Raw genomic sequence first — 22,889 nt, forward strand, 5'->3', positions numbered from 1 at the left:
GCACTCATCCTTTTCGCTTTATTCCTCAGCTTTTTCTTCAACCACTACCTTGTAGAGCCCTGAGCGGAAGCGGAACCACTGAAAGATATGGGTCACAACCACTTTAAGCACGGCATAGCCCGGAACCGCAAGAATGATACCGAGTACACCGAACATTTTACCGGCAAAAATAATAACAAAAATAATCGTAATCGGGTGAATCTTCAGCGATTTGCCCATGATCTGCGGCGAGATAAACTTCCCTTCGATCAGCTGGACGGCAGTCCAGACAATCACCATCTTCAGCAGCATAAACGGCGAGGTTACCATCGCTACTACCAGCGCAGGTGTAATCGCTATAGCCGGTCCCAGATAAGGGACTACCGCCGTACATGCGGCAACGATAGCCAGTACCAGGGAATACTCCAGCCCGATAATCAGGTACCCGATATACAGCAGCGCACCGATACAACAGCTTACAATAATCTGACCGCGGATATACGAGGCCACCTGGCTATTCATTTCCTGCATGACCATCCGGGACTGCGGCTGCAGAGCGGTAGGAATGAATTTCATGAGGTAATCCGGCAATCTTTTGCCGTCGCGCAGCAGATAGAAGAGAATGAAGGGTGTAGTCACTACGGCCAGCACAATTTCGGTCAGCGTTCCTACGAAGTTGCCCACACCGCTGGCGGCATTATTCAGGAAGGTAGTGCCCCAGGCCGTCACTTTGCCGGTGATATCACTGAGATCCGTGCCTACACTACTCTGAATCTTGTTGAATAGCTCACTGCCTGTGAGCTGGAGGAACTCCTCCTGAATTTGCGTACTGTATTGAGGGAAATTGTCGATCAGTCCCATCAATTGGGTACGGATAATGGGAATCACCATAAGCAGGATCAGCGTGATAATTCCGGCAATGACGAGGTACATGATTACAATGCCGTAAGCGCGCTTCAGCTTGCTTTTCCGCTCCATACGGTCAACCAGCGGATTCAGCAGATAATAGGCGATCCCCGAGAGCAGCAGCGGTGCTGCCACCGTATGCAGAAGCACAGACAGAGGTTTGAACACAAACGGAATCTTTGAGAATATGAGCACCGTCAAACCAATCAGCAGCGCAATCAGAAGCCCCACCACAAACTTGTTGTTCAGAAAAAACCTTTTGAATTTATTCGGCCATACTTGCCGTCTCTCCATATCCTGCCGCCCCCTTGCTGCAACACTTACCTGTTTAAGTGTGATTAAATGCACTATGTATAAGCATAGTAATCCGGTGCCTGCAAGTCAAATTTCCGGCCTGTTCCTCCGGTTCCCCGCCCGCCAGACGCTTCAACGTAAATAACAGCCATTGTTAATATCAAAAGTCGCTCCGGTGTACGCCCTGGCTCTGCTGCTCAGCATAAAAGTTACCGTACCTGCAATATCCTCCGCCAGCAGCGGCTCCGGGGTTAATTGATGCTCCCGGTATTCCTGCTGCCTCCAGGCGGGGATATGATCCATCATGGGCGTGCTGGTCATCGTCGGGGCCACGGCATTCACGCGGATATAAGGGGCAAAGTTCATGGCGCAGCTTTTGGTCAATCCGAGGACTGCCGCCTTCGTCAAGCCATACACGGCATCGGAGCTGCCTTCCTGGCCGGATACGGAGGACATGTTGAGGATAACCCCCTGACGCTTCCGCTCCAGCAGCAGGCGCCCGAAGCCCTGCGAGCAATAGACATATCCTTTGATGTTGATATCCATCACTCTGTCAATCTCCTCCGGGGAATACTCCAGCAGACTGCGACCCAGATAGATGCCTGCATTATTGACCAGACCGCCCACATCAACATGCTCCTGCTGTATGTATCCGAAGAAGGCTTCCACCTCCACGTAATTGCTCACATCCAGCCGGTAGGTGTACAGCTTGTCTGAATCCAATTCAGCACGCAGCTCCTCCAGACGCGGACCATCCAGATCGCACGCAATCACTTCAGCCCCTTCCTGCAAGCTGAGCTTAACAATCGCCTTGCCGATCCCGGAAGCGGCTCCCGTCACAATCATCTTCATTCCCTGCAGCATCCATTAACTCTCCTTCATCTGATAATCCTCTCTAAATTAACCCCTTAATGAAACCGCAAATCTGCAATACTGCCTGTCCGCTTGAAGCCAATCGACTGATAGACCTTGTTGGAATCCGGGTTAGCGGCATCGGCATAGAGCATAGGGGTAAGGCCACTATTAAGCAGCTCTGCACATAATTCCGCTACAACCGCGCTGGCATAGCCTTGCTTACGGAATTCATGGGGAGTAAAGACCTCATTAATCCGCCCGTGTCTGAACGATTGATGGGCCAGATTCGCCATCGACACTGCCCGGCCCTGATCGATCCACAAACGTAGCTTACCAGAGTCTGTAACCTCTTTGGCATGGCCGAGGAAGTTCTCCGGTGCACTCTCTGTACCGAACACATCCTCCACAAAACGGGCCAAATACTCAGCAATTACCGGGATGTAACTCTCATCCGCTTGCACAAGCCTACCGCTGACATTATGCGGATTCTGCACTTGAGGGCAATGATAGGCTTCCATCAACATATGGACGCGGGCTTGCTTGCCGGTTCTCCTGGAGTAAGCCTCCGCAAATAGCCTGCCCGTCTCCGGGGTACCCGTAACTCCAGGGAATTCCCGGTCCGGCAGACTCTCCAACAGTTGCTGAACAAGGGAATTACGCTTCCCCGCGTCCATCTCTGCCGAGATCCACAGCCAGGGATTGAACCCCGCCGCATGGGCGAAGATCAGATCATCCTCGACCGTCTTGATCCGTAGCGCTTCCTTGTTCCCCGCGATCAGATGAATGAGATTATACTCCGCCTCTTCCTGCATGAATGCCTTGCTGTGCAGCACACTGTCATCCGGCCCAAAGCTTACAAACATCCGGCTTCCCCCTCTTACAGCTTTTCTATCTATTCTAAAGCTCCCCTTGGAAAAAATAAACAGCCCGCGCTGAATTATTCCAGCGGGCTGCATTAATCCTGCACTATCACTTCTTCTTCTTACCCTTTGCCCCCTTGGGCGTTGCGGCCTGAAGGCCTTCCTCATACGTATAGAGCAGGTTCTCTTCGAGCTGTTCTCCCTTTAGGACTTTACGTACCAGGCTTTTGGCAGATTTGGGGGTGATATCCCTGTACCATACACCTTCCGGGTAAGCAATTACGACACATGCATCCGAGCATCTTCCATTGCAGCGGGTGACTGTCGTATGAATCAGAGCATCTGCTCCCTGCTTCGTGATCTCATCCTCTATCGCTTCAGCGACCTCTTCTCCCTTGTGCTTCTTGCAGTCGCTTCCGTTACAGATCAGCAGATGGCTGACCGTTCCTTGCAGATTCCAAGTCGTCATGGACTTCCCGCTCCCCTCTACTACAACTATACCCTGCTTGTCTGTAACCCTAAACTTACCGCCCTTTTAGAGGATCGTCAATAGAAGGAAAGGCTGTTATACTAATATTGAGAATGATTATCAACTATGAAAAGAGTGACTCCCAACATGCACACGCCACATTCCGGAAGTACATTGCCCAATCCTCACAGCTTCTACATACCTGTACGTGTTACGGCGCTGGATAAGGCTACTTCTAGTCGGGAGGAGGCCAGCCGGCCCTGCTCTTCCCTGCTGGTTGTAGTTACCGGAGGCAGCGGGATGATCGAGCTGGACGGAGAACGGATTCGTCTGTCCGGCGGCCAGATCTTATGCAGTGACCGCTCTGCACAGATTATTCTGCCGCATAAGCTGCAGGGCGTGTGGATCGAATATGCCGTGATCCCCGGCAGCAGCAGCCACCGCTCCAGCCCGCTAAATAGCGGTGAACCGCTCCGCAGTTGTCCGCCCCATATTGGCGCACTGGCTGCACGGCTGCTGAGCGACTGGAACCAGCCGGAGCAGAACCCGCCGTTCGCTTTGCAGTACCTTTTCACGGAGCTGCTCTCGGAGCTATATAACAGTAATCCGGAATACACAGAACAGGCGGTCCACTGGCTTGACCTTGTGCTGCAATATATAGAGTCCCATTATAATGAGGATTTGACAAGAGGACAGGCCGCCGAGCTTGCCGGAGTGAGCCCGGAGCACTTCTCCCGCGCATTCCGTAAATCCACCGGCCAGACCTTTAATGAATATGTAACCCTGCTGCGCATCCGCAAGGCCCAGCAGCGTATCCTTACAGGTGCGCCGAATCTGAGCAGCCTTGCGCTTGAAGTCGGTTACAGCGAAGGAACTTATTTGAGCCGCAAGTTCAAGCAGGTCGTAGGAATCTCTCCTGCCGCCTACCACCGCAAGAACAAATCCGTAGTCTCGCTGAACTTCAATCACACCGCCAGCCTTCAGGCACTTGAAGTGGTTCCCCGTCTCGGTGCCTATTCGGCCTGGATGGAGAGAAGGCTGCCTGTTCCCTCAGGGCACAAGCTCCAGGATGAAGGCAGCAGCTCCACAGGTCTATACGACCGCTTATCCTCAGCCCGGCCGGATGTGATAATCAGCTACTCCTTGCCTGACAAGAACAAGCAGCTCCTGTCCGTAGCACCGGTTATTGAGATTCCCTTCATGCAGATGAACTGGCGCGAGCAGTTCCGGCTGATTGCCGAAGTAACCGGCCGTAAGCCGCAGGCGGATGCCTGGCTAAATCTCTATGATGAGCAATGCCACCAGGCTAACCAGCAGCTTGACCGCAGGATAGGCGGCCGGGGAACCGCAATCGTCTGGGAGCTTGGTGCAGAAGCAGCTTACTGCTTCAGCAGCAGCTATGGACGCGGAACACAGATTCTGTATGATGATCTGGGCTTCCGGCCACCGCTCAGCCTCGTTGCGGAGGGACTCGTGGATAAGGGGTACCTGGAGCTTGCCTTCACCGACATCGCCCGCTATCCAGCTGACCACATCTTTATTACCTCCAGTGCCGGAGCTGCGGAAGCGCTGGAGCCGCTCCGTTCCTTTCTTCACCCAGCTGACCATCGGCATATGGATGGCACTTCAGGCAGGAAGATCTACTTCCTGAATCAGCCGGCCATGTTCTACGGCTTCGACCCGCTCTCCTCTGAGGCCCAGCTCAAGGTGCTCCTGCAGGCGCTGACATCATAAATTTACATGGCAGGACATCACATTCAGCCATAGTGTAAATAGAGCAAACTCTGTAAAGTGTTATTGAGAATGATAATCGTTCTACATAAGGAGGCTACATCTTGAACCATCCCTATTCACGCAGTATTCATCTGAAACATTGGCTGTTCCTTCCGCTACTGCTGGCACTGACGCTAACAGCCTCGGCTTGTGGAAACAACACCTCTAACCCAAGTAACGGCGCTGCTGGAGCTCAGGCTACCGGGGCACCCGCTTCCTCCACGCAGCCTGACCAAGCTGAAGCCACAGCAGCTCCCGCGTTCCATACAGTGAAGACTGTTAATGGGGATATTGAAGTGCCTACTGCACCAAAGCGGATTGTCGCAGAAGAATATCTGGGCAGCCTGATTGCACTGGATACTATTCCAGTCGGCGCTCCCGGACTGACGCTTGAGAATATCTACTTCAAAGAGTCCCTCGCGGGAGTCGCGGATACCGGTACATACGGAAAAATGTCACCGGAGAATATCCTCGCGCTGAACCCGGACCTGATTATCTCCGGTAACGCAGACAGCTACGCGGCACTCAGCCAGATTGCCCCTACGGTCATTGTGCCGTACGGCGATTTGAAGAATGCCCATGAGGAGCTGACCTATTTCGGCAAGCTGCTGGGCAAGGAGCAGGAAGCTGCAGCCTGGCTGGCCGATTATGATAAGCGCATCGCCGATGCCAAGGCCCGGGTGGATGCTGCCATTCCCGCCGGTGCCACCTTCAGTATTCTGGAGCATTCTGACAAGTCCACCTGGGTCTACGGAGACAACTTCGGACGCGGAGGACAGCCGGTCTACCAGGCACTGGGACGCAAGCCGCCGGCAGAAGTGGCCGCTGAAATTATGGAGAAGCAGTGGGCTGAGTTATCCGCCGAGACGCTGGGAAAATACGCAGGTGATTATCTGGTCGTAACCGATAACACACAGACTGTGGAAGACTTCCAGGCAGACCCGATCTGGGGCAGTCTGCCGGCGGTCAAGAAGGGCAACCTCTATGTATGGAAGGAAGAGCGTTCCTGGTACTATGATCCGATAGCCGTTCTGGCTCAGACGGAAGAGCTGGCCGACTGGCTGACTTCGGCACAGTAAGAGAGTGATAATCAAGCTGTACGGAGGCCTTGAACGGCTTCCGGCAGCTTTTTTTGTTGTTTACCCTATCCATTATTGGAGATAATACCTGTAGCCCGCCTGCCGGACCCGGCAAATCAGCCTTGCGGAGCCTGAAGGAGATCGCCTCATGAAGATTATCAGCATCTATGCCCTGTTCGCTGTGCTTACTCTCTCCATGATTACACTGATTGATGTAATAGCGGGAATCCGCGTGACTGAATCCATTCACTCCCTCTCGACCATCTTTGCCACAACCACACTGCAGGAATTCATATGTATCATGATCTTCCTCATTCTCCCGTTCATTCAGGTTGCCGTTCACGCCTACTACCAGCGCCACCCGCGCCGCAAACCGTCCCAATAATGCTACCCGGTTAACGGTATAGGCCGAATCTGCGCCGGACCAGATGAATCAGCAGCAGCAGGATCGGGATAACCGCACAGAACACCGGCAGAATAGTCTCCAGAAAAGCCTTCCCGTCATTCATATGCTCCGAGTAATTCTGCGCGCTCACAAAAGAGCTGAACAGCATGACAACGCCTGCCGGAATCACCAGCCTCCTTGTGTCAGTAACCTTGAACAGATCGCTGGCTACAGCTACGGCGGCATAGCAGTAGACCGTCAGCTTGAAGAATACCCCGATAATCAGGGTAAGCATGACAAGCGCATCCAGGCGCTGGACGAAGTTGGCCACATTCACCAGGGTGATCGTAGTAAACATCGGAAAGGTTGTCCGGCTGTACAGATTCTCTCCAAGTACAGCCATTTCAATGGCATGTGTGAAGCTGAGCAGACAACCGCTTATGATGACAGCCACCATTCCGGTTTTCTTAACCTTCCGCGATCTGCTGAATTGGGGCAGGATCGTTGTGAAGCACATCAGTTCTCCGAACGGAAAGATCCAGATGCTGGGGTAAGCGGAATCCAGCGCTTCCACATAGTCACTCATATGTAGAGGGAACAGATTCTTGTACTCCACCAGCCCCGCAGCAATCACGGCAAGAATACAGATGCACCCCATAATAATTACGATCCACAGGAAAATCTCGGCAGTCCTGGCGAATACCTCAATCCCTTTGTTCAGGATGTACATTACAGCAATAATCATGATGGAATTAATGATAAGAATCGGTGTTTTGTCATAGGATGCCGTAATCAGCAAATCCCCGGCTTCCCGGAGATTTCTCGAGCCGTTATAGAGCAGCACCGGCAGAAACAGCAGACTTACCGGCCAGCCCAGCCAAGGTCCGAGAATAGTACGTGTATACCCGCTGATAATCTGGCCCGGGAACTGGAGATAGAGATGTGCGAACACCAGATAGAGCAAGACTCCTCCAGGAAGTGCAAACAGAACAGAGAGCCAGACCGCATGTCCGCTCTCAAGGCCAATAGGGACAAGTACGGCTGTCCCCAGCTCAAACAGAATAATCATCGCAAGCAGCTGGCTTGGGCCGACCACTTCTTTTCTCATACACCATTCACCTTATCTCTGCATTCAAGCTGCTTATTTACCTTCGGGAATATAGGGCTTCAGACTCATGCCTGTACTGCGGATATACCCTTTGATATGGAGGTCCAGTCTGCCTTGAGCGAAGAGCCTGCCCCAGTCTTTGTCAAGCGTCGCCCATACCTGAGGATTCTTCCGCTTCAGCTCGTTGCCGAAATTGAAAATATCACTTTCCAGCTCCTGCGCCTTCTGAAAAGCCTGCATCACTTCATCCCGCGTTTGCTTCTCAAGCTCCCGTTCGAGCTTCAAGATCTCTTCTCTGTTGCCGAGGTCCACGAAGCTGTCCGTTTCATTGACACTCCCTTCTTCAGCAATCGTCACATGGAAGACCGGAAGTCCGCCCTCCATGCTGGTCCGTACCTCCGTTCTTGAATAGATGACATTGACGGCGATGGATTCTTTTTTATACTCTGAATCAATGTTGATCACCGTTTCTTCTATTTTATCAAGCAGCCACTCCGTTCCCCGTGCTTCCGAATCCTTCATCCAATAGAGCAGCTTGCCTTGTCTGAACACCCCAAGCCCATTCATCATCGTCTTGGTAGGCGTCTCGGATTGCTCCAGATTGCTGTTTTTCTTCCCCTCTTCAGCATCGCCATTGATCTTCACCGCGTTGATCGTCAGATCTCCTTCACCTGTGATGCCTTTAATTACATCGAATACGCTGATGGTCCGGTTCTCTCCCCATACCCGGGAGGTATTTTGAGTTTTTTTGACCAGCCCCAGAGCCGGCAGACTCTCCACAGCCGTCAGCAGCTTCATCACAGATGCGGCATCGCTGCCACGGGCGACCAATATTGCCGAATTCAGGCGCAGCTCATGGGAACGCTCGAAGATATCGAACACATCGTTAATTCCACTCCGCGCCAAGCTCTCCCCCAGAACAATAAGCTGGGTATGGGCGAAAAAAAGCTGGCGCGTCACATGCTTGGAGGCCCGCCGCAAGGCGCCGAACATGGTTTTGTCTGTGGCAGATACGACGACAACACCAGGCTTCCCGCTGCCCGGTGACGCACTCGTCGCCGTTGAGGTAGGATTGACCAATTGAAAGGTCACCCGGTATTCATCAGTCTCCGGCACAAGGTCCATTCCTATGCCGCTCACCACGGCCAGTTCATTCAATTCCCGGCTGTTCCAGCATCCGCCGAGCGGCATTAGAATTACCGCTATGGCTATCAGGCGCAGCAGTCCCTTAGCGTTCATCGGATTTCCTCTTGGAGGCTCCTTTGGGAGAGGCGGAAGTGCTGCCGGTGTTGGTCTGCAGGCGTTTTCTCAGCTTCATGAAGCTGATGGGCGAGCGGATGAAGGTATCCTTCAGGTTCTCGGGCACAAACGGACCCATAGGTATCATGTAAGGCACTCCGAGGGAACGCAGGCTGCATAGATGGGCAATCAGCATAATCGTAAAAATAGCGATGCCATACAGTCCCATAAAGGCGGCGATGCCCATGATCACAAACCGCAGCATCCGGATGGAAAGTGCCATGTTGAAGGCGGGAGTGGCGAAGCTGGAGATCCCGGTAAGGGAGACCACAATGACCATAGCCGGGGAGACGATCCCCGCCTGAACTGCCGCCGTCCCAAGCACCAGACCCCCGATGATGGACACCGTCTGCCCGATCGGGGAAGGCATACGCACCCCCGCTTCACGGATAATCTCAAAGGTAATCTCCATCATGACCGCTTCTACAAAGGCAGGAAAAGGGACTCCCTCCCGCTGTGAAGCCAGATTGATCAGCAGCGGTGTCGGAATCATCTCCTGATGGAAGTTGAGCGCGGCGACGAAGATCGCCGGGCCATACATGGAAATAATCAGGCACACGAACCGGAGCATCCTTATCAGCGAAGAGATATCATACCGCTGATAATAATCCTCCACCGTGTGAAAGAACATGAAGAAGGTCGTCGGGGCAATCAGCACAAACGGAGTGCCGTCCACAAAGATCGCAATCCGTCCATCCAGCAGATTTCCGGCCACGCTATCAGGCCGCTCCGTATTATACAGCGTTGGAAACGGGGAATACTTGTTGTCTTCAACGATCTGTTCAATGTAGCCCGATTCGAGAATGGAATCGACCTTGATCTCCTGAAGCTTTTTTTTGAACACCTTAATCGTCTCTTCGTCTGCCACCCCATGGATATACATAATAGTGATATCAGTATGGGTGATATCGCCCAGCTTCATCGTTTCGGTCCAGAGATCGGGGTTCTTAATGATTTTGCGGACCAGGGCGATATTCGTGCTGATGGTCTCTGTGAAGCTTTCTTTGGAGCCGCGGATAGCGACCTGGGTCCCCGCCTCCGTAACGGGTCTGACCTCACCGCCGCAGGTGCTTCCGCTAACCCCTTCCCCCAGCCCGTTGATCAGAATAACCGTGTCTCCTGACAGCAGCGCTTCAAGCAGCCCGTTGATATCCTTAACCAGCTTCTCCTTGCCGATGCTGAGGGCATTCTCTTTGATATAGCTGTGCACTTCCTCCGGGGTTACCGCAAGCATCGCACCGTCATTCAAGGCTTGAAAGGACATTACATGGGAGATGAAGTCCTCCACCATTCCTCGGTCTGTAATGCCGGTCATATATACAGCAGCCACACGGGCTGATCTATTAATTAAATCATAAGTGCGTACAACCAGATCCGGACTGTTCCCCAGTCTGGCTTGAATCATGCGGATTGTCTCTTCCAGCTGAGTGGAGATCGGCGCATTATTGGCCTGCTGGCTAGTGCTGCCTGCCGTTTGTGCAGCATCAGCGGATTGTTGTGTACGGTTATCCATATCTGCACCTCCTGCCCTTACTATTCGCCCCCTATCCTTTTTTTATACAGCATATGGAATGTGTAAGAGAGGGCTGCTCTCATGCACAAATAAGCTGTCCCTCCTACGGAATAATCCGTGTAAGGGACAGCTTATGCAGGGGCTAACTAGGGGGATAACTAGTGGTTATCTGCTACGCCAAGCGCTTTATTCTTCTCCTTGAACCGGTCATTATGCGAAGAGACATAGGCTACCTTCTCAGCGTTAGGGTCAATATAGAGCTTCGCACTGTTCAGGGCAAGCACCGCATCCGTGAACGTTCCGGCAATCAGTCTCACCTTGCTCTCATAATCCACGAAGTCCCCGGCAGCGAAGACACCGGGCAGATTCGTCTCCAGCTTCCCGCTGACATTGGCGCACCACTCGCCCATATCCAGCCCCCAGTCCTTCAGCGGACCGAAGTCGCTCCGGAGTCCATGGTTGACAATAACGGCATCCACCTCAAGCTGCTCATGCTCACCGGTCTGAAGATGGCAGACGGTCACCTGATTAATCTGCTCGCCGTCGCTGCTGTGCAGCTGGCTTACCGCACACGGCACACGCACATCCACAGAGGAAGCCTTCATCCGGGCAATGTTCTTCTCATGTCCGCCGAATTGCTCCCGGCGGTGCACCACCGCTACACTTGCGGCAATCCCCTCCAGCTCATTCGCCCAGTCCACTGCGGAATCACCGCCGCCCGAGATCAGTACCCGCTTGCCGCGGAACGGCTCCAGCTCCTGCACGGTATAGTGCAGGTTCGTCACTTCGTAACGGTCCGCCCCCTCAATCTCCAGCTTCGCCATCTTCAGAATTCCGTATCCGATGGTGAGAATAACGGTCCGTGTCCAGTGCTGCTCGCCTGTTGCCGAAGTCAGGATGTAAGTTCCGTCCTCCTGCCGGGCCTGATGTACAATCTGCTGCCCGAATACAATGGTAGGATCGAAGGTGCGGGCCTGCTCCGCAAGCTGATCTATTAACTGGCGGCAGAGAATGGGCGTTACTCCTCCGACATCCCAGATCATTTTCTCAGGATAGATCAGCATTCTTCCGCCCAGCTCTTCCTTCGCTTCAATCAACTTCGTCTTCAGATCCCTCATCCCGCTGTAGAATGCCGTGTACATCCCTGCGGGGCCTCCGCCAATAATCGTCACATCGTACAGTTCCATTGATTCGTTCATATATTATCCCTCCAAGGTCTAGGTGTATTTAAGATTTGGTACGGGCCAGAAGATAGAGAAAATACGGAGCGCCGATCACCGCCACCACGATACCGGTAGGAATCTCGGACGGCTGCAGAATCCGGCGCCCGATCGTATCGGCCGCCACGACAAGCAGCGCACCGATCAGGGCCGACGCAGGCAGCATCAGCTGATGCTTCGGCCCCACCAGCCGTCTGGCCAGATGCGGGCCGACCAGCCCGACGAAGCCGATGCCTCCGCTTACGGCTACGCTGGATGCCGCAAGCCCGACCGCCGCCGCCAGCAGGCGGAACTGCTCTCTGCTCACATGGGCACCGAGTCCGGTAGCCGTCTGCTCACCCAGGTTAAGCACATTCATTACCCGTGCCTTATAGAAGACGTAAGGCAGGAGAATGACGATCCAGGGAAGCAGGGACAAGACAAACTTCCAGCTTGTTCCCCAGATACTGCCCGCCAGCCAGGTGGCGACGAACTGATATTTGTCCGGGTCGAGGCGCAGAGTCAGCACGATCATCGCGGCACTCATCCCTGCGGCCACTGCAACACCGGTAAGCAGCAGGCGGATCGGGGCAATGCCCTGATGCCGCTTGTAGGCAAGGGTATAGATCAGAGCGGCAGTACATGCCGCCCCGACAAAGGCAACGACAGGCAGCAGATAGACTGGTGCGGCCGAGGTCGTCGGATAGAATGACACCATCAGCATGACCATCAGTCCGGCTCCGGCATTGATGCCGAGAATTCCCGGGTCCGCCAGATCATTGCGGAAGACCCCCTGCATTACCGCACCGGAGACGGCAAGGGCTGTACCGATCAGAAGGGAGATTACAATCCGCGGCAGGCGGAATTGGAACAGGATCAGCTCCTGCTTATCCGTCCCCTTGCCGAGCAGCGTATCCAGCAGCTCAGACGGAGTTAATCGTATGTATCCTGTATTCATACTTATAATGAACATCATAATAATCAGAATGGCCAGCACGCCGAGTATCGTCAGGCCACGCTTACGCTTTGCCACTTCTGAGGAAGTCAGCTTATGACTCTGCATCCTTACAGCTCCCTTCTTTCTTTGCGGGCCAGATACAGGAAGAACGGCACCCCAATCAGTGCGATAATCGCGCCTACCGGCGTTTCATGCGGCGGATTGATCATCCGGGCAGTCAGATCGCCCCCCACAACCAGCAGCGCACCCAGCACCGCCGAGCAAGGAATGATCCATCTGTAATCCACCCCTACGAGGTAACGCGTCAGATGGGGAATGATCAGACCGACAAACCCTACGGCTCCTACTATAGCTACCGAGGCACCGGCCAGAATCAGAACAATCAGGGTACCGGCCAGCTTCACCAGCCCGGTACGTTGTCCAAGCCCCCGGGCAATATCCTCACCCAGGCTGAGCATCGTAATGGAACGGGAGAGAACAATGGCTCCGAGGATTGCCGCGCCCACCCATGGGGACATGATCTGGAGCTGTAGCCACTTGGTTCCGGCTAAGCCGCCTGCATACCAGAAGGCGAGATCCTGTCCGATTTTGAAATACAGCGCGATGCCTTCACTCAGCGCCGAGAGCAGCGCACTGAGCGCAGCGCCTGCCAATACCAGCCGGGCTGGGGTAAGTCCGCCCTTCGCCAGCGAACCTACGCCGTAGACAATACCTGCTCCGGCTCCCGCCCCGATGAAGGAATACAGAATAAGATACATGAACGACAGATTCGGAAAAAAGGCAAAGCAGACGGCGAGCGCAAAGCCTGCTCCAGAGTTAATGCCCATCAGTCCCGAATCCGCCAGCGGATTGCGGGTCATTCCCTGCATAATTGCCCCTGCCACAGCAAAGCTGGCTCCAACCATCACTCCGCCAAGCACACGCGGCAGCCTTAGCTCACGGATAATCTGATGTTCTGTAATATCGGGATTGAAATGAAAGACGGCGGTCCATACGACAGAAAGCTTAATATCTGCCGCCCCAAACGATACTGAAACAGCGACGCCCAGCGCCAGCGCAATCAGACCGCCAATTAGAATTAATGTTGCCGCCCAGGGACGGGACCGCAGCTTCAGCGGTTCTGCCTTCCGGTCCAGTCCGCTCCCGGACACTGCCTGATGATTCATGTTGGTCACCTGTTTCCGTGAAATTGATTCTCATTCTCATTATCATATTGTAAAGGAACAGGCCACTATTGGCAATGGACAAATGAAAAATAACAACAGCCTATCCTCCTGAACACATCCTGTTAAAGATGCACCGGGAGCATAGGCTGCCAATTGGACTTGCTGACATATAAGGGCAATGCCGGAAGGAAGGTATTATACCTTCTGAAGCGTGCCGCCGAATAATTTGCGTATAACGCCCTGCAGCTTGCCGATATGCGGCACGAAGAGGCTTTTGTCATATACATAATTGGATTGGGTCACCAGCTGTGAATAGATCAGGAACAGGTTCGAAGCGAGTTCCCGGTCAATCTGCCGCTCATGCCCGATCAGCAGACAGATCTCATCCAGTACCTCGTACAGCTCAAGCAGAGCTGCTTCGTTAATGGTTTTAAGACGCAGCGGTTCAAGGATTTCCGTGGCAATCGTGTCTATCCGCAGAATAAGGGCTGCCAGTCTATCGTTCACACGATCTCCTCCTGCAGTAACAGAAATAGTAAAAGCGCTTGCTTATTACCATCCTATGTCTGCCGGATGCCGGGCATGACTGTAGCGGCGAATGTCTATCTGTTATATTAATTTGGAGATCACGGTTCCGGCCAGCAGCTCCCCGAGTGTCTTGTCCAGCGGCAGCGACTTGTTGCCCAGACAGGTTCTGAGCGCGGTCAGCAGCACCCGGACATCATATTTACTCGGATGGACGGGAATCACTTCTTTCTCCAGCGCGAGCAGATTATATACTGCCATCATCGCGGAACGTACCGAATATTCCACAGTGAAGACGCAGTCGTCCGGCACTTCGGCGAACTGGCCGAGGAAGGCCAGATTCATGCTTCCCTGCGGTACAACCTGCGGACGGTCACCCGCCACGCGCGGCATGAACTGGGAGGTGATATAAGGCATCATGCAAGGGATCACGTTCGTGGTATGCTCCAGAATCTCCGGGATGCGGTCCTTCAGCCCCATATGATAACACAGCTCCTCCAGCAGCTCGCGGCCGGTACAATCGCTCATTTTCTTCTTAATATAGTCGCCTTCGGCATCCGGGAACAGGCCATACGCCCAGAGCACCTTGACGTTATCCGGCTGGTTGATGAAATGCGGCTGCTTCGGTGCGGTCCAGGACATCATCCAGCTGGAGTCCTTGATCGTCACTACCCCGCCCATTCCGGGAGCATCACCCGTGAGCTCAAGCAGATGCGGGAAGACAATCTCGTCATCGGTGAAGGTCATCGTGAAGGACAGCCATTTCGACTTGTCGATGTCTCCGCAGAATACCTCGGGATGGCCGAAATCAGGGGATTTGGCGGCCAGCTTCTCCCATAGACTCCAACAGCCACGCTCTGTGACGGACCGGTTCAGCACGGCCGGATGGTCCATATCGCCCAGGGTAGAATTCTCTGTCATTGAGCCGTTCGTAACCATCACCAGATCTCCGCGTGCTGTTGAAATAGTCTTAGGCGATCCGTTCACCAGGAGCTGAATCGCGGTTACCACCTTCTCGCCGCCGCTGAAATCAAGCTCCAGATCGGTTACCTGGTGACCCTTGTCGAAATGAACGCCTTCACGCTCCAGCCATTTCATCAGCGGCAGAATCAGCGAATCGAACTGGTTGTATTCGGTATGCAGAATGCCCTTTAACTGGTTCATGCCGGAGATCAGGTGCATAAACCGCTCCATGTAACGCTTAACCTCAACTACGCTGTGCCAATTCTCGAAGGCGAACATCGAACGCCAGAAATACCAGAAATTCGTCTCCAGGAAGCTCGGGTCAAGAAACTGCTCAATCGTCACCGCGCCAAGTCTGTCTTCAGTGGCAAGGGTCAGCTTGCCCAGCTGCAGCGCGTGTGCCGTTGAGAGTCCAAGCGTAGAGAAGTCTGCAGGTGTGCCTTCTTTCTCTACCAGGCGGCAATGCGATTCAATCGGTTCTGCCAGATTCAGCTCACGGAACTCATCCAGGACTGTCCGGTCCGGGTTGGTCAATGATGGAATGAAGCCGAACAGCTCCATGAAGCATTCAAAATGCTCCTCAATCTCGCGTCCGCCCCGGGCGCTGTAGCCGTCCTTCGCATTGCCTGCCCCGTCCATCGAACCGCCATATACTGCCGATTGCTCCAGAATGTGAATATTCCGGCCGGGCATGTGGCCGTCACGGATCAGGAATGCCGCTGCCGACAGGGAGCCGATCCCGCCTCCAACCAGATAAGCCTTGCGCGAAGCGATGCCTTCCTGAACCTGCGGATGTATTCTTTGATATGTACCCATGTGTCCTCTTCCTTCCTTGATGTGGGATAAGTGCCTGCTAACTGCCTTCACTATACCCACGGTGATCAATGAATTCTATGGACAGCTTGGAGTGACTGTATAGGGATTACACATCCGCCGGACATTGTGTCATTACTTGGCTGAATGAACAGCCGACTGATAATGCGCAAGCCCCCGGGCAATACTTCCATCCATAATCCGCGACACCTTGTCTACAATCACGGCCGGGTCTGTGTTCGCGCCTGCTCTGAGCCAGTGGATGATCTGTTCGAGGATCGCCAGTGTGTAGAAATCGGCTATATCCAGTCTGGCCTGTTCACGCACTTGCTCCGGAATCAGCTCTTGTCCCGGCCATTCCTGCGCGTCCAGCTCTTCCACTACCCGGATCATAACGCTATAGATTACCCCGTACAGGAACGTCTCCAGATGCTCGCGCCCAAGCGAATGGAAGGTGTTCAGACAGATGGTTTTGTTATTCACTGTGTATCGCAGGACACTAAGGAATCCTTGCTTCCAACCGGCCCAGCAGCAATATTGCTCAAGCCCTTCAATCACTTCGGACTTATAGATCCACCCGAGCAGCTCATAGATATCCTGAAAATGGTTATAAAACGTATGACGGGTCACCCCGCAGTCTGCGGTAAGCTGCTGGATCGTTATTTTGTTCAGCGGCTTAGTGAGCATAAGCTTTTTGAGTGACCGGGCCAAAGCGTTCTTCGTTAAAAGTGAATTGGACATCTCTTCCTCCTGGACTCTGGATTTGATATTCCAATTATAACCAATTATATCCCGGATTTCACCCTTACGACTCCGCCGCCTTAGTCAGTCACGCTCGCCGAACCGGACGGAATAGGTCTTATACCCGGTTTCATGAATCTCCAGGCAGTTCAATTGTTCCCCATATACGCAGCCGCCGTCTATTCCAATCTTATCCCCGAGCGGGCTGAACCAGACACCTGCCCCATCCTGCAAATCGAGTGTAGAGGTATGTCCGAATACGACCGTCTTCACAGTAGAAGTCACGGGATGATTATAGAAGGGCTCACGTATCCATATAAAATCATACTCCCGCTGGCTCCTCCAGTCCGCAAGCGAAGGATCGATCCCGGCATGTACGAACAGATGGGTGTCCGTCTCATAATAGAAAGGCAGCGAGCTTAAGAATTCCAAATGCTCTTTATATTCACTGCGCATATATTCCTTTATCTCCGCGTAATCCTTCCAGCCGGAATCCGGGTGCAGCAGGACCGACTCCCGGCCTCCGCAATAACTCAGCAGGGTATGGAAGCCCCCGCCCGTCATCCAGTGGGTATCCCGCTTATCATCTTCCCCCGTCAGCGCATCGCACGCCATCTGGTCATGATTACCCCGCAATACGATGGCTCCATGGTCTTCGGCGAGACGTTTCACCTGCTCAACCACCGCTCTGCTATCCGGCCCTCTGTCCACATAGTCGCCCAGCAGAATTAACTGATCCTCGGCGGGTCTGTAATTGGCCCTGCGCAGCAGCAGGTTGAATTCCTGTACACAGCCATGAATGTCACTGATCACTAATGTTCGGATAGCCGCTCCCCCTCTGCTTAGATTTCTTAGGCTCAGAGTAATCATTATACTTATAAAAGCGGAGCTCTGCATGGTCCGGCTGCTGAATTTGCGTATGGGCCGACTGCTGAAGGTATGTTTGCAGGCTGTTTTTTGCATGTTATTTGGCTTGCGGCGGATGTGGTTTGTATGGAAACTGAGGACCTCTGACCAATTTGGCAGAATGAGGTGCACTTTTGCTCCTCTTGGTCGACCGCTGCCCACTTTTGGCTGAATGAGGGGCACTTTTGCTCCTCCTGGCTGACCTCCGCCCACTTTTGGCAGGATGAGGTGCACTTTTGCTCCTCTTGGTCGACCGCTGCCCACTTTTGGCAGGATGAGGTGCACTTTTGCTCCTCTTGGTCGACCGCTGCCCACTTTTGGCTGAATGAGGGGCACTTTTGCTCCTCCTAGCCTACCTCCGCTCACTTTTGGCAGAATGAGGTGCACTTTTGCTCCTCCTCGCCGACCACCGACCACTTTTAGCAGAATGAGGTGCACTTTTGCTCCTCCTGTTCGACCACCGACTACTTTTGGCAGAATGAGGGGCACTTTTGCTCCTCCTCGCCGACCACTGCCTGAGGTGTACAAATCCCTTACTCTGGAGGAATCAGAGGGATTATTCCCTTTGATTTACTCGTATCTCCTGCTTCCGGAGGAATCAGAGGGATTTCTCCCTTTGATTTCCTCGCATCTCTTACTTCCGGAGGAATCAGAGGGATTTCTCCCTTTGATTTCCTCGTATCGCCTGCCCAGCCTGTGCCCAGAGTTTTCACTATGGAATGAATGGGGTGAAGGCTGTTTCCAGACTATCCCATGTATACTTATGAGTGTTCCATAAGGGTCCAATTTTCTATCCCCACCCAAACACCAAAGAAGCTCCCCAGCTTCGAATTAGCCGGGAAACCTCTTTGGATATTGCACTATTTGGATATCGCTCTATTTGGACATCGCTCTATTTGGACATCGCACTATTCCGTTTGTGTGGAAGTATGGTTGTGCACAGGCCGCCCGGCAGTGCTGTCCCAGCGCCATGACGCCTCATGCCCCTGCATATGCAGGCCACCATACCATTCGTCTACTCCTTGTACTTTTACCCGGTCAGCGTTTCCGGCCAACACCTGCTCTCCAAGCGGAGTCAGCATAACCGGGCGGCTCAGGAATTCAGGTACTTCCCTGTAGTCTGTCACTTCTGCCGTACCATCAATCACCAGCAGCGGATGCTCCCCGGCCGTCAGTGTGCGCAGAACTTTCCAATATTCAGTATCGCCCATCCCCAGCCGGTGCAGTTCATCCGTAACCTGGCGGAACAGCTTAAGCGGTGTATCCACTCCGTCCGCTACAGCTTGAAGGGTTGTCTGCTCAACAATACCGAGGCCGTTCTCTACCGAAGGCAGCCGTGAGAGATGGGCCTTGAAGGCATCATAGGCAAAAGAAAGCGCACCCTCCCCAAGCTCATCCCTTCTCTCCTCCAGCAATGCTGCCAGCTTCCCGGGATCTGCTGAGGCGTAAGCCTCCCACAGCAGGCTCCCGAGCTGAAGCTCCTTCTTGCCAAGGTTCTGCCAGGTCCCGGACAAGGTGCTAAGCTGATCCTTCGTAAGCTGTCCCAGACCATGGAACGGCTCAATTCCAGGGAATTCGCCGATGCAGAGCAGACTCAGCTTGGTGCGGCCAAGCTTGCGCCCCTTGAACCAATGCAGCAGATAGGCCAGCATACTCTGGTCAAACAGATCATGCTCGAACCACAGCACCACCTCATCATAACCGTGGAATCCGCCGACAATCCGCTCCTGCTCCGCACATCCTGTCATATACTCAGCCGCCGGAATGCCCAGTGTGGCCTCCAGAACCTCCGCCCGCACCCGCCGCTCCTGCTCTGAGGACAGATCTATGAATATCGGCCCGGCCGAATAGATTTCCCTCCAGACGAGCACATCTCCCTGGACAATCCCCTGCTTCAGCTTATCTCCAACCGAATCCCCATTCACAATATGCAGCATACGTTGTCCTCCCTCTTGTAACAGATGAAATGCAGCGGCAAGATCAGCAACGGGAAAAGCCCCCTTCAGCTTGCGTCTGCCGTCGTGCAGCCGTTTCTTCAGCGTCCCTGGCGGTATTCCCAAATACACGGAAATCTCCTGAAGCGAATAGCCGTAGAAATAGAACAACTGCAGCGGTACCCGCAGCTTAGCGGATAACTCTGCCACGGAGCTGTGCAGCACCCGGGTCCATTCTTTGCGTTCGGCAATTTCCGCAACGCCGGGAGTAGACTCCGCGACATGTGCAGCAGCCTCCATAGGCAGAAGTGCCAGGCGCTCACGCCTCAGCTGCCGGTGACACTGCCTGACTACAATCGTTTTGAACCATCCCGGAAACGCCGCCGGCTCCTGCAGGCTGCCAAGGTTCATATAGGCCTCAAGGAACGCTTCCTGCACCGCGTCTTCAGCAAGCTGTACATCTCCAAGCATGTCATAGGCCACAACGTAAGCCATCCCCCGGACATGCCCGCTAAGCTCCCGGAATGCCTCGGCATTTCCCTTCTGCGCTTCTTCAATCCACTGCAGCATAGGTCTCCCGAACCTCATTTCTGTATGTTTTAGATGGTTCTAATAATAAGTGCCCTTCCGGAGGCAAAAGGTTACATGATTTTATCACGATTTTGTCCCGCAGCTGGAACCGTCGATCCCCTCCACCCTCCCTTTATTTATTGACCAGTGGCAGGTTTATATTTTGGTAAATTTAATTTACATTAATTAAATTTAATTCGATTAATTTTTAATAGATTATGATACTATTATTTCATTTAGCAAGATTGTACAGGCCAAAACTGCTGCCGGGAGGATCTTTAGCACACCCCATGGCCTTATTCACCGGAGACAAAACCAATTTCAGGAGGCGCAACATTGAATCATACACCCGGCAAGCTTTTTCTCTCCACTCTAATGATCGTTACTGCACTTTACACTTCAGCAGGAACCGCCACGGTCAGTGCAGCACCTTCACTAACAGGCATTACAGGCCACTGGGCACAGGACGAAATTACGGATTGGATGGACAAAGGGTTCATTCAGGGATACGCCGACGGCAGCTTCAAGCCGGATAATAGTCTGAAAAGAGCAGAATTCATGGCGCTGATTAACCGTGCCTTCGGCTTCACTGAAGCTGCTCCTGTCTCCTATAAGGATCTCTCTTCAAGCAACTGGGCCTATGCCGAGGTTGCCAAAGCAGTGAAAGCAGGATATATCAAAGGGTACTCCGATGGTACAATCGGCAGCGGCAAGACCATCAGCAGGCAAGAGGCTGCTGTAATCATCAACCGGTTATTGAAGCTGGATGCAGGGAAGACCGGTACTCTTTTCTCCGATTCCAGGGAGATTGCTCCGTGGGCCTTAAGCTCTGTACATGCAGTTACCTCTACAGGAGTCATGAAAGGGTATTCCGAGGATAACAGCTTCAGACCCGGCAGAGATATCACCCGCGCGGAAGCGGTAGTCTCCTTGACACGGACCAAGGCCATTGAGGCCGCCCCTTCCAGTACCCCGGGCATTGACGATGCGGGCACGCCTTCGGCGACAGCTTCTCCTACAGCCAGTCCTACAGCTACCCCCACTGCCACTCCTACACCTGTATACAACGTATACGAGCCTTCTCTCCCAACGCCTACTCCTACACCAATACCTACAACAGTACCGGAACCTACTCCTATAGCGACACCGGCACCCACACCAGAACCGGTAGATCCGGGAGATACCTCCGCCCCTCTGCTAACCAGCGTAACTCATGGAGCGGTTTCTGTCGGAGATAATGTCTATGGCACAAGCAATGAAGCGGGTTATTTGTATCTTGTTCCTGCCACTGTGACTGTGACCACGGCGGGCTTGGAGAATTCCGTCCTTGCTGCTCAAGGTAAAAAGCTTGCAGTAACCGCCTCCGTCTACTCTTCACTGAACACGCAGGGCCTGCCCGCCGATGATTATGTGCTGTACGCTGTAGACAGCTCCGGCAATATTTCGGCCCCTTCCAGCACAATTGAGCTTACAGCAATTGAACTGACCATAGGTCTCCCTGTCTCCTTGACAGAGTCCAAAATCTATGATGGCACAGCTACAGCAGCAGTAACGGCGGCTTCGCCGCTTGGTATACTGAGCGGTGACGAAGTCGAAGTCCATGCCTCTGCTTCCTACGACAGCGCAGCACTTGGGGTGAACAAGGCGATCACCGTGATCTATACCTTAAGCGGAGCACAGGCAGCGAGTTATATTGCGCCCACTCCAACTATCGTAAATACGGGAAGTATCACGCTCAATCAGTTGACTATCGAGACCCCTGATTTGACCTTGGCGAAGTTCAAGGATGGAACTACGGCAGCGGCGGTAACCCCAGGCCAGCTCATCGGGATAGTCTTCGGGGATGATGTCAGTGTGAGCGCAATTGCCAATTATGATACCTCCGCAGTGGGTATGAATAAGACGATAACTGTAGTCTATACACTAAGCGGAGCCGACGCAGGGAATTATATTGCACCTGTGAACTACGTGGTCACCACTGGAGAGATTGACCGTGATCAGATCACCCGGACCAGAGTCTATGACGGAACTACGGCGGCGGCGGTGACTGCCGGTGCGGTTACCGGCATTTTCCCTGGGGATGATGTAACTGTACATGCTGCGGGCACCTATAGCGATGCCAACGTAGGCGTGAACAAACTCATTACCATCTCCTATTCCCTGACGGGGTTAGATGCGGGCAACTACTATCCGCCTGCCAGCTATACTATAAGTACCGGTATCATCACTGCATTGCAGTTGAACATTACCGCACCAGTTATCACGGAGTCCAAGCTCTTTGATGGAACCAGATCCGCTCAAGTCACTCCGGGCACGCTAAACGGAATTATTCCGGGGGATGATGTAACGGTCAGCGCAACAGCCACCTATAGCGATGCTGCTGCGGGGAGCGGCAAACTTATCACCGTGGTCTACACCTTATCCGGCAACGATGCCGGCAACTATCGGGCACCGGGGAATGATATGATCTCTACGGGTGTGATTGTAGCACCTTAGGTCAATAGGAAGTAACAAGGAATACACGGGTGAACGGAAGCAGCCTCGCCAGCCTTTTGAAGGACGCGGTACCGTTTCTGTAAATTATATTTAAATAA

General features: G+C 53.3%; 19 protein-coding genes. 4 read left to right on the forward strand and 15 right to left on the reverse strand.

The window, feature by feature from the left end:
* Positions 1-18: 18 nt before the first annotated feature.
* The 4 genes from KDC22_RS21260 to KDC22_RS21275 form a co-directional block, all read right to left on the reverse strand.
* Complete coding sequence (locus tag KDC22_RS21260; RefSeq protein WP_173129289.1) at positions 19-1,179, reverse strand: AI-2E family transporter; 1,161 nt, start codon at positions 1,177-1,179, stop codon at positions 19-21.
* A 132-nt stretch (positions 1,180-1,311) separates the two neighbouring features.
* Entirely contained in the window at positions 1,312-2,043 is a 732-nt protein-coding gene (locus tag KDC22_RS21265) for an SDR family NAD(P)-dependent oxidoreductase (RefSeq protein WP_211720236.1), read from the reverse strand.
* A 44-nt stretch (positions 2,044-2,087) separates the two neighbouring features.
* Positions 2,088-2,897 carry a GNAT family N-acetyltransferase gene (locus KDC22_RS21270; RefSeq protein ID WP_211720237.1) on the reverse strand — a complete coding sequence of 270 codons (810 nt, stop codon included), beginning with the start codon at positions 2,895-2,897 and terminating at the stop codon, positions 2,088-2,090.
* A gap of 106 nt (positions 2,898-3,003) precedes the next feature.
* Positions 3,004-3,363 carry a (2Fe-2S) ferredoxin domain-containing protein gene (locus KDC22_RS21275; RefSeq protein WP_173129297.1) on the reverse strand — a complete coding sequence of 120 codons (360 nt, stop codon included), beginning with the start codon at positions 3,361-3,363 and terminating at the stop codon, positions 3,004-3,006.
* A gap of 174 nt (positions 3,364-3,537) precedes the next feature.
* Here KDC22_RS21275 and KDC22_RS21280 point away from each other — a divergent pair, with 174 nt between their 5' ends.
* From KDC22_RS21280 to KDC22_RS21290, 3 genes are all read left to right on the forward strand, one after another.
* Positions 3,538-5,097, forward strand: coding sequence for an AraC family transcriptional regulator (locus tag KDC22_RS21280; protein WP_211720238.1), 1,560 nt, complete (start codon positions 3,538-3,540; stop codon positions 5,095-5,097).
* A gap of 101 nt (positions 5,098-5,198) precedes the next feature.
* Complete coding sequence (locus tag KDC22_RS21285; RefSeq protein ID WP_246552812.1) at positions 5,199-6,215, forward strand: ABC transporter substrate-binding protein; 1,017 nt, start codon at positions 5,199-5,201, stop codon at positions 6,213-6,215.
* Between the two features lie 148 nt (positions 6,216-6,363).
* The gene (locus KDC22_RS21290; RefSeq protein ID WP_211720239.1) at positions 6,364-6,600 is read left to right on the forward strand and encodes a YczF family membrane protein; all 237 of its coding nucleotides are present in this window, start codon (positions 6,364-6,366) and stop codon (positions 6,598-6,600) included.
* A gap of 10 nt (positions 6,601-6,610) precedes the next feature.
* Here KDC22_RS21290 and KDC22_RS21295 read toward each other — a convergent pair whose 3' ends face one another.
* From KDC22_RS21295 to KDC22_RS21345, 11 genes are all read right to left on the reverse strand, one after another.
* A complete protein-coding gene (locus KDC22_RS21295) occupies positions 6,611-7,708 on the reverse strand; it encodes a GerAB/ArcD/ProY family transporter (protein ID WP_211720240.1) in 1,098 nt (365 codons plus the stop codon).
* Between the two features lie 33 nt (positions 7,709-7,741).
* Positions 7,742-8,947, reverse strand: a complete 1,206-nt coding sequence (locus KDC22_RS21300) for a Ger(x)C family spore germination protein (protein ID WP_173129309.1) — start codon at positions 8,945-8,947, stop codon at positions 7,742-7,744.
* On the reverse strand, positions 8,937-10,520 hold the full coding sequence (locus KDC22_RS21305; protein WP_211720241.1) for a spore germination protein: 1,584 nt from the start codon (positions 10,518-10,520) through the stop codon (positions 8,937-8,939). Before KDC22_RS21305 ends, KDC22_RS21300 begins: the two co-directional genes overlap by 11 nt.
* A 158-nt stretch (positions 10,521-10,678) precedes the next feature.
* Positions 10,679-11,719, reverse strand: coding sequence for an NAD(P)/FAD-dependent oxidoreductase (locus KDC22_RS21310; protein WP_173129314.1), 1,041 nt, complete (start codon positions 11,717-11,719; stop codon positions 10,679-10,681).
* A gap of 28 nt (positions 11,720-11,747) precedes the next feature.
* The gene (locus tag KDC22_RS21315; RefSeq protein WP_211720242.1) at positions 11,748-12,782 is read right to left on the reverse strand and encodes a FecCD family ABC transporter permease; all 1,035 of its coding nucleotides are present in this window, start codon (positions 12,780-12,782) and stop codon (positions 11,748-11,750) included.
* 2 nt (positions 12,783-12,784) lie between these two features.
* Complete coding sequence (locus KDC22_RS21320; protein WP_211720243.1) at positions 12,785-13,843, reverse strand: FecCD family ABC transporter permease; 1,059 nt, start codon at positions 13,841-13,843, stop codon at positions 12,785-12,787.
* A gap of 195 nt (positions 13,844-14,038) precedes the next feature.
* Positions 14,039-14,350, reverse strand: a complete 312-nt coding sequence (locus KDC22_RS21325) for a hypothetical protein (protein WP_211720244.1) — start codon at positions 14,348-14,350, stop codon at positions 14,039-14,041.
* A 102-nt stretch (positions 14,351-14,452) separates the two neighbouring features.
* Positions 14,453-16,147, reverse strand: coding sequence for an oleate hydratase (locus tag KDC22_RS21330; RefSeq protein WP_211720245.1), 1,695 nt, complete (start codon positions 16,145-16,147; stop codon positions 14,453-14,455).
* A 132-nt stretch (positions 16,148-16,279) separates the two neighbouring features.
* A complete protein-coding gene (locus KDC22_RS21335) occupies positions 16,280-16,885 on the reverse strand; it encodes a TetR/AcrR family transcriptional regulator C-terminal domain-containing protein (RefSeq protein WP_211720246.1) in 606 nt (201 codons plus the stop codon).
* Positions 16,886-16,969: 84 nt separating this feature from the next.
* Positions 16,970-17,698: a metallophosphoesterase family protein gene (locus tag KDC22_RS21340; protein ID WP_246552814.1), complete on the reverse strand. Its 729-nt coding sequence runs from the start codon at positions 17,696-17,698 to the stop codon at positions 16,970-16,972.
* Positions 17,699-18,699: 1,001 nt separating this feature from the next.
* Positions 18,700-20,295, reverse strand: a complete 1,596-nt coding sequence (locus KDC22_RS21345) for a sigma-70 family RNA polymerase sigma factor (RefSeq protein WP_211720248.1) — start codon at positions 20,293-20,295, stop codon at positions 18,700-18,702.
* 336 nt (positions 20,296-20,631) lie between these two features.
* Between KDC22_RS21345 and KDC22_RS21350 the strand changes: the two genes are divergently transcribed.
* Positions 20,632-22,791 (forward strand): YDG domain-containing protein, encoded by a 2,160-nt coding sequence (locus KDC22_RS21350; RefSeq protein ID WP_211720249.1) that lies wholly within the window; start codon positions 20,632-20,634, stop codon positions 22,789-22,791.
* The last annotated feature ends 98 nt before the right edge of the window (positions 22,792-22,889 follow it).

The sequence above is a fragment of the Paenibacillus tritici genome (assembly GCF_018207515.1).
In the GTDB taxonomy this organism is placed as follows: Bacteria; Bacillota; Bacilli; order Paenibacillales; family Paenibacillaceae; genus Paenibacillus_AQ; species Paenibacillus_AQ tritici.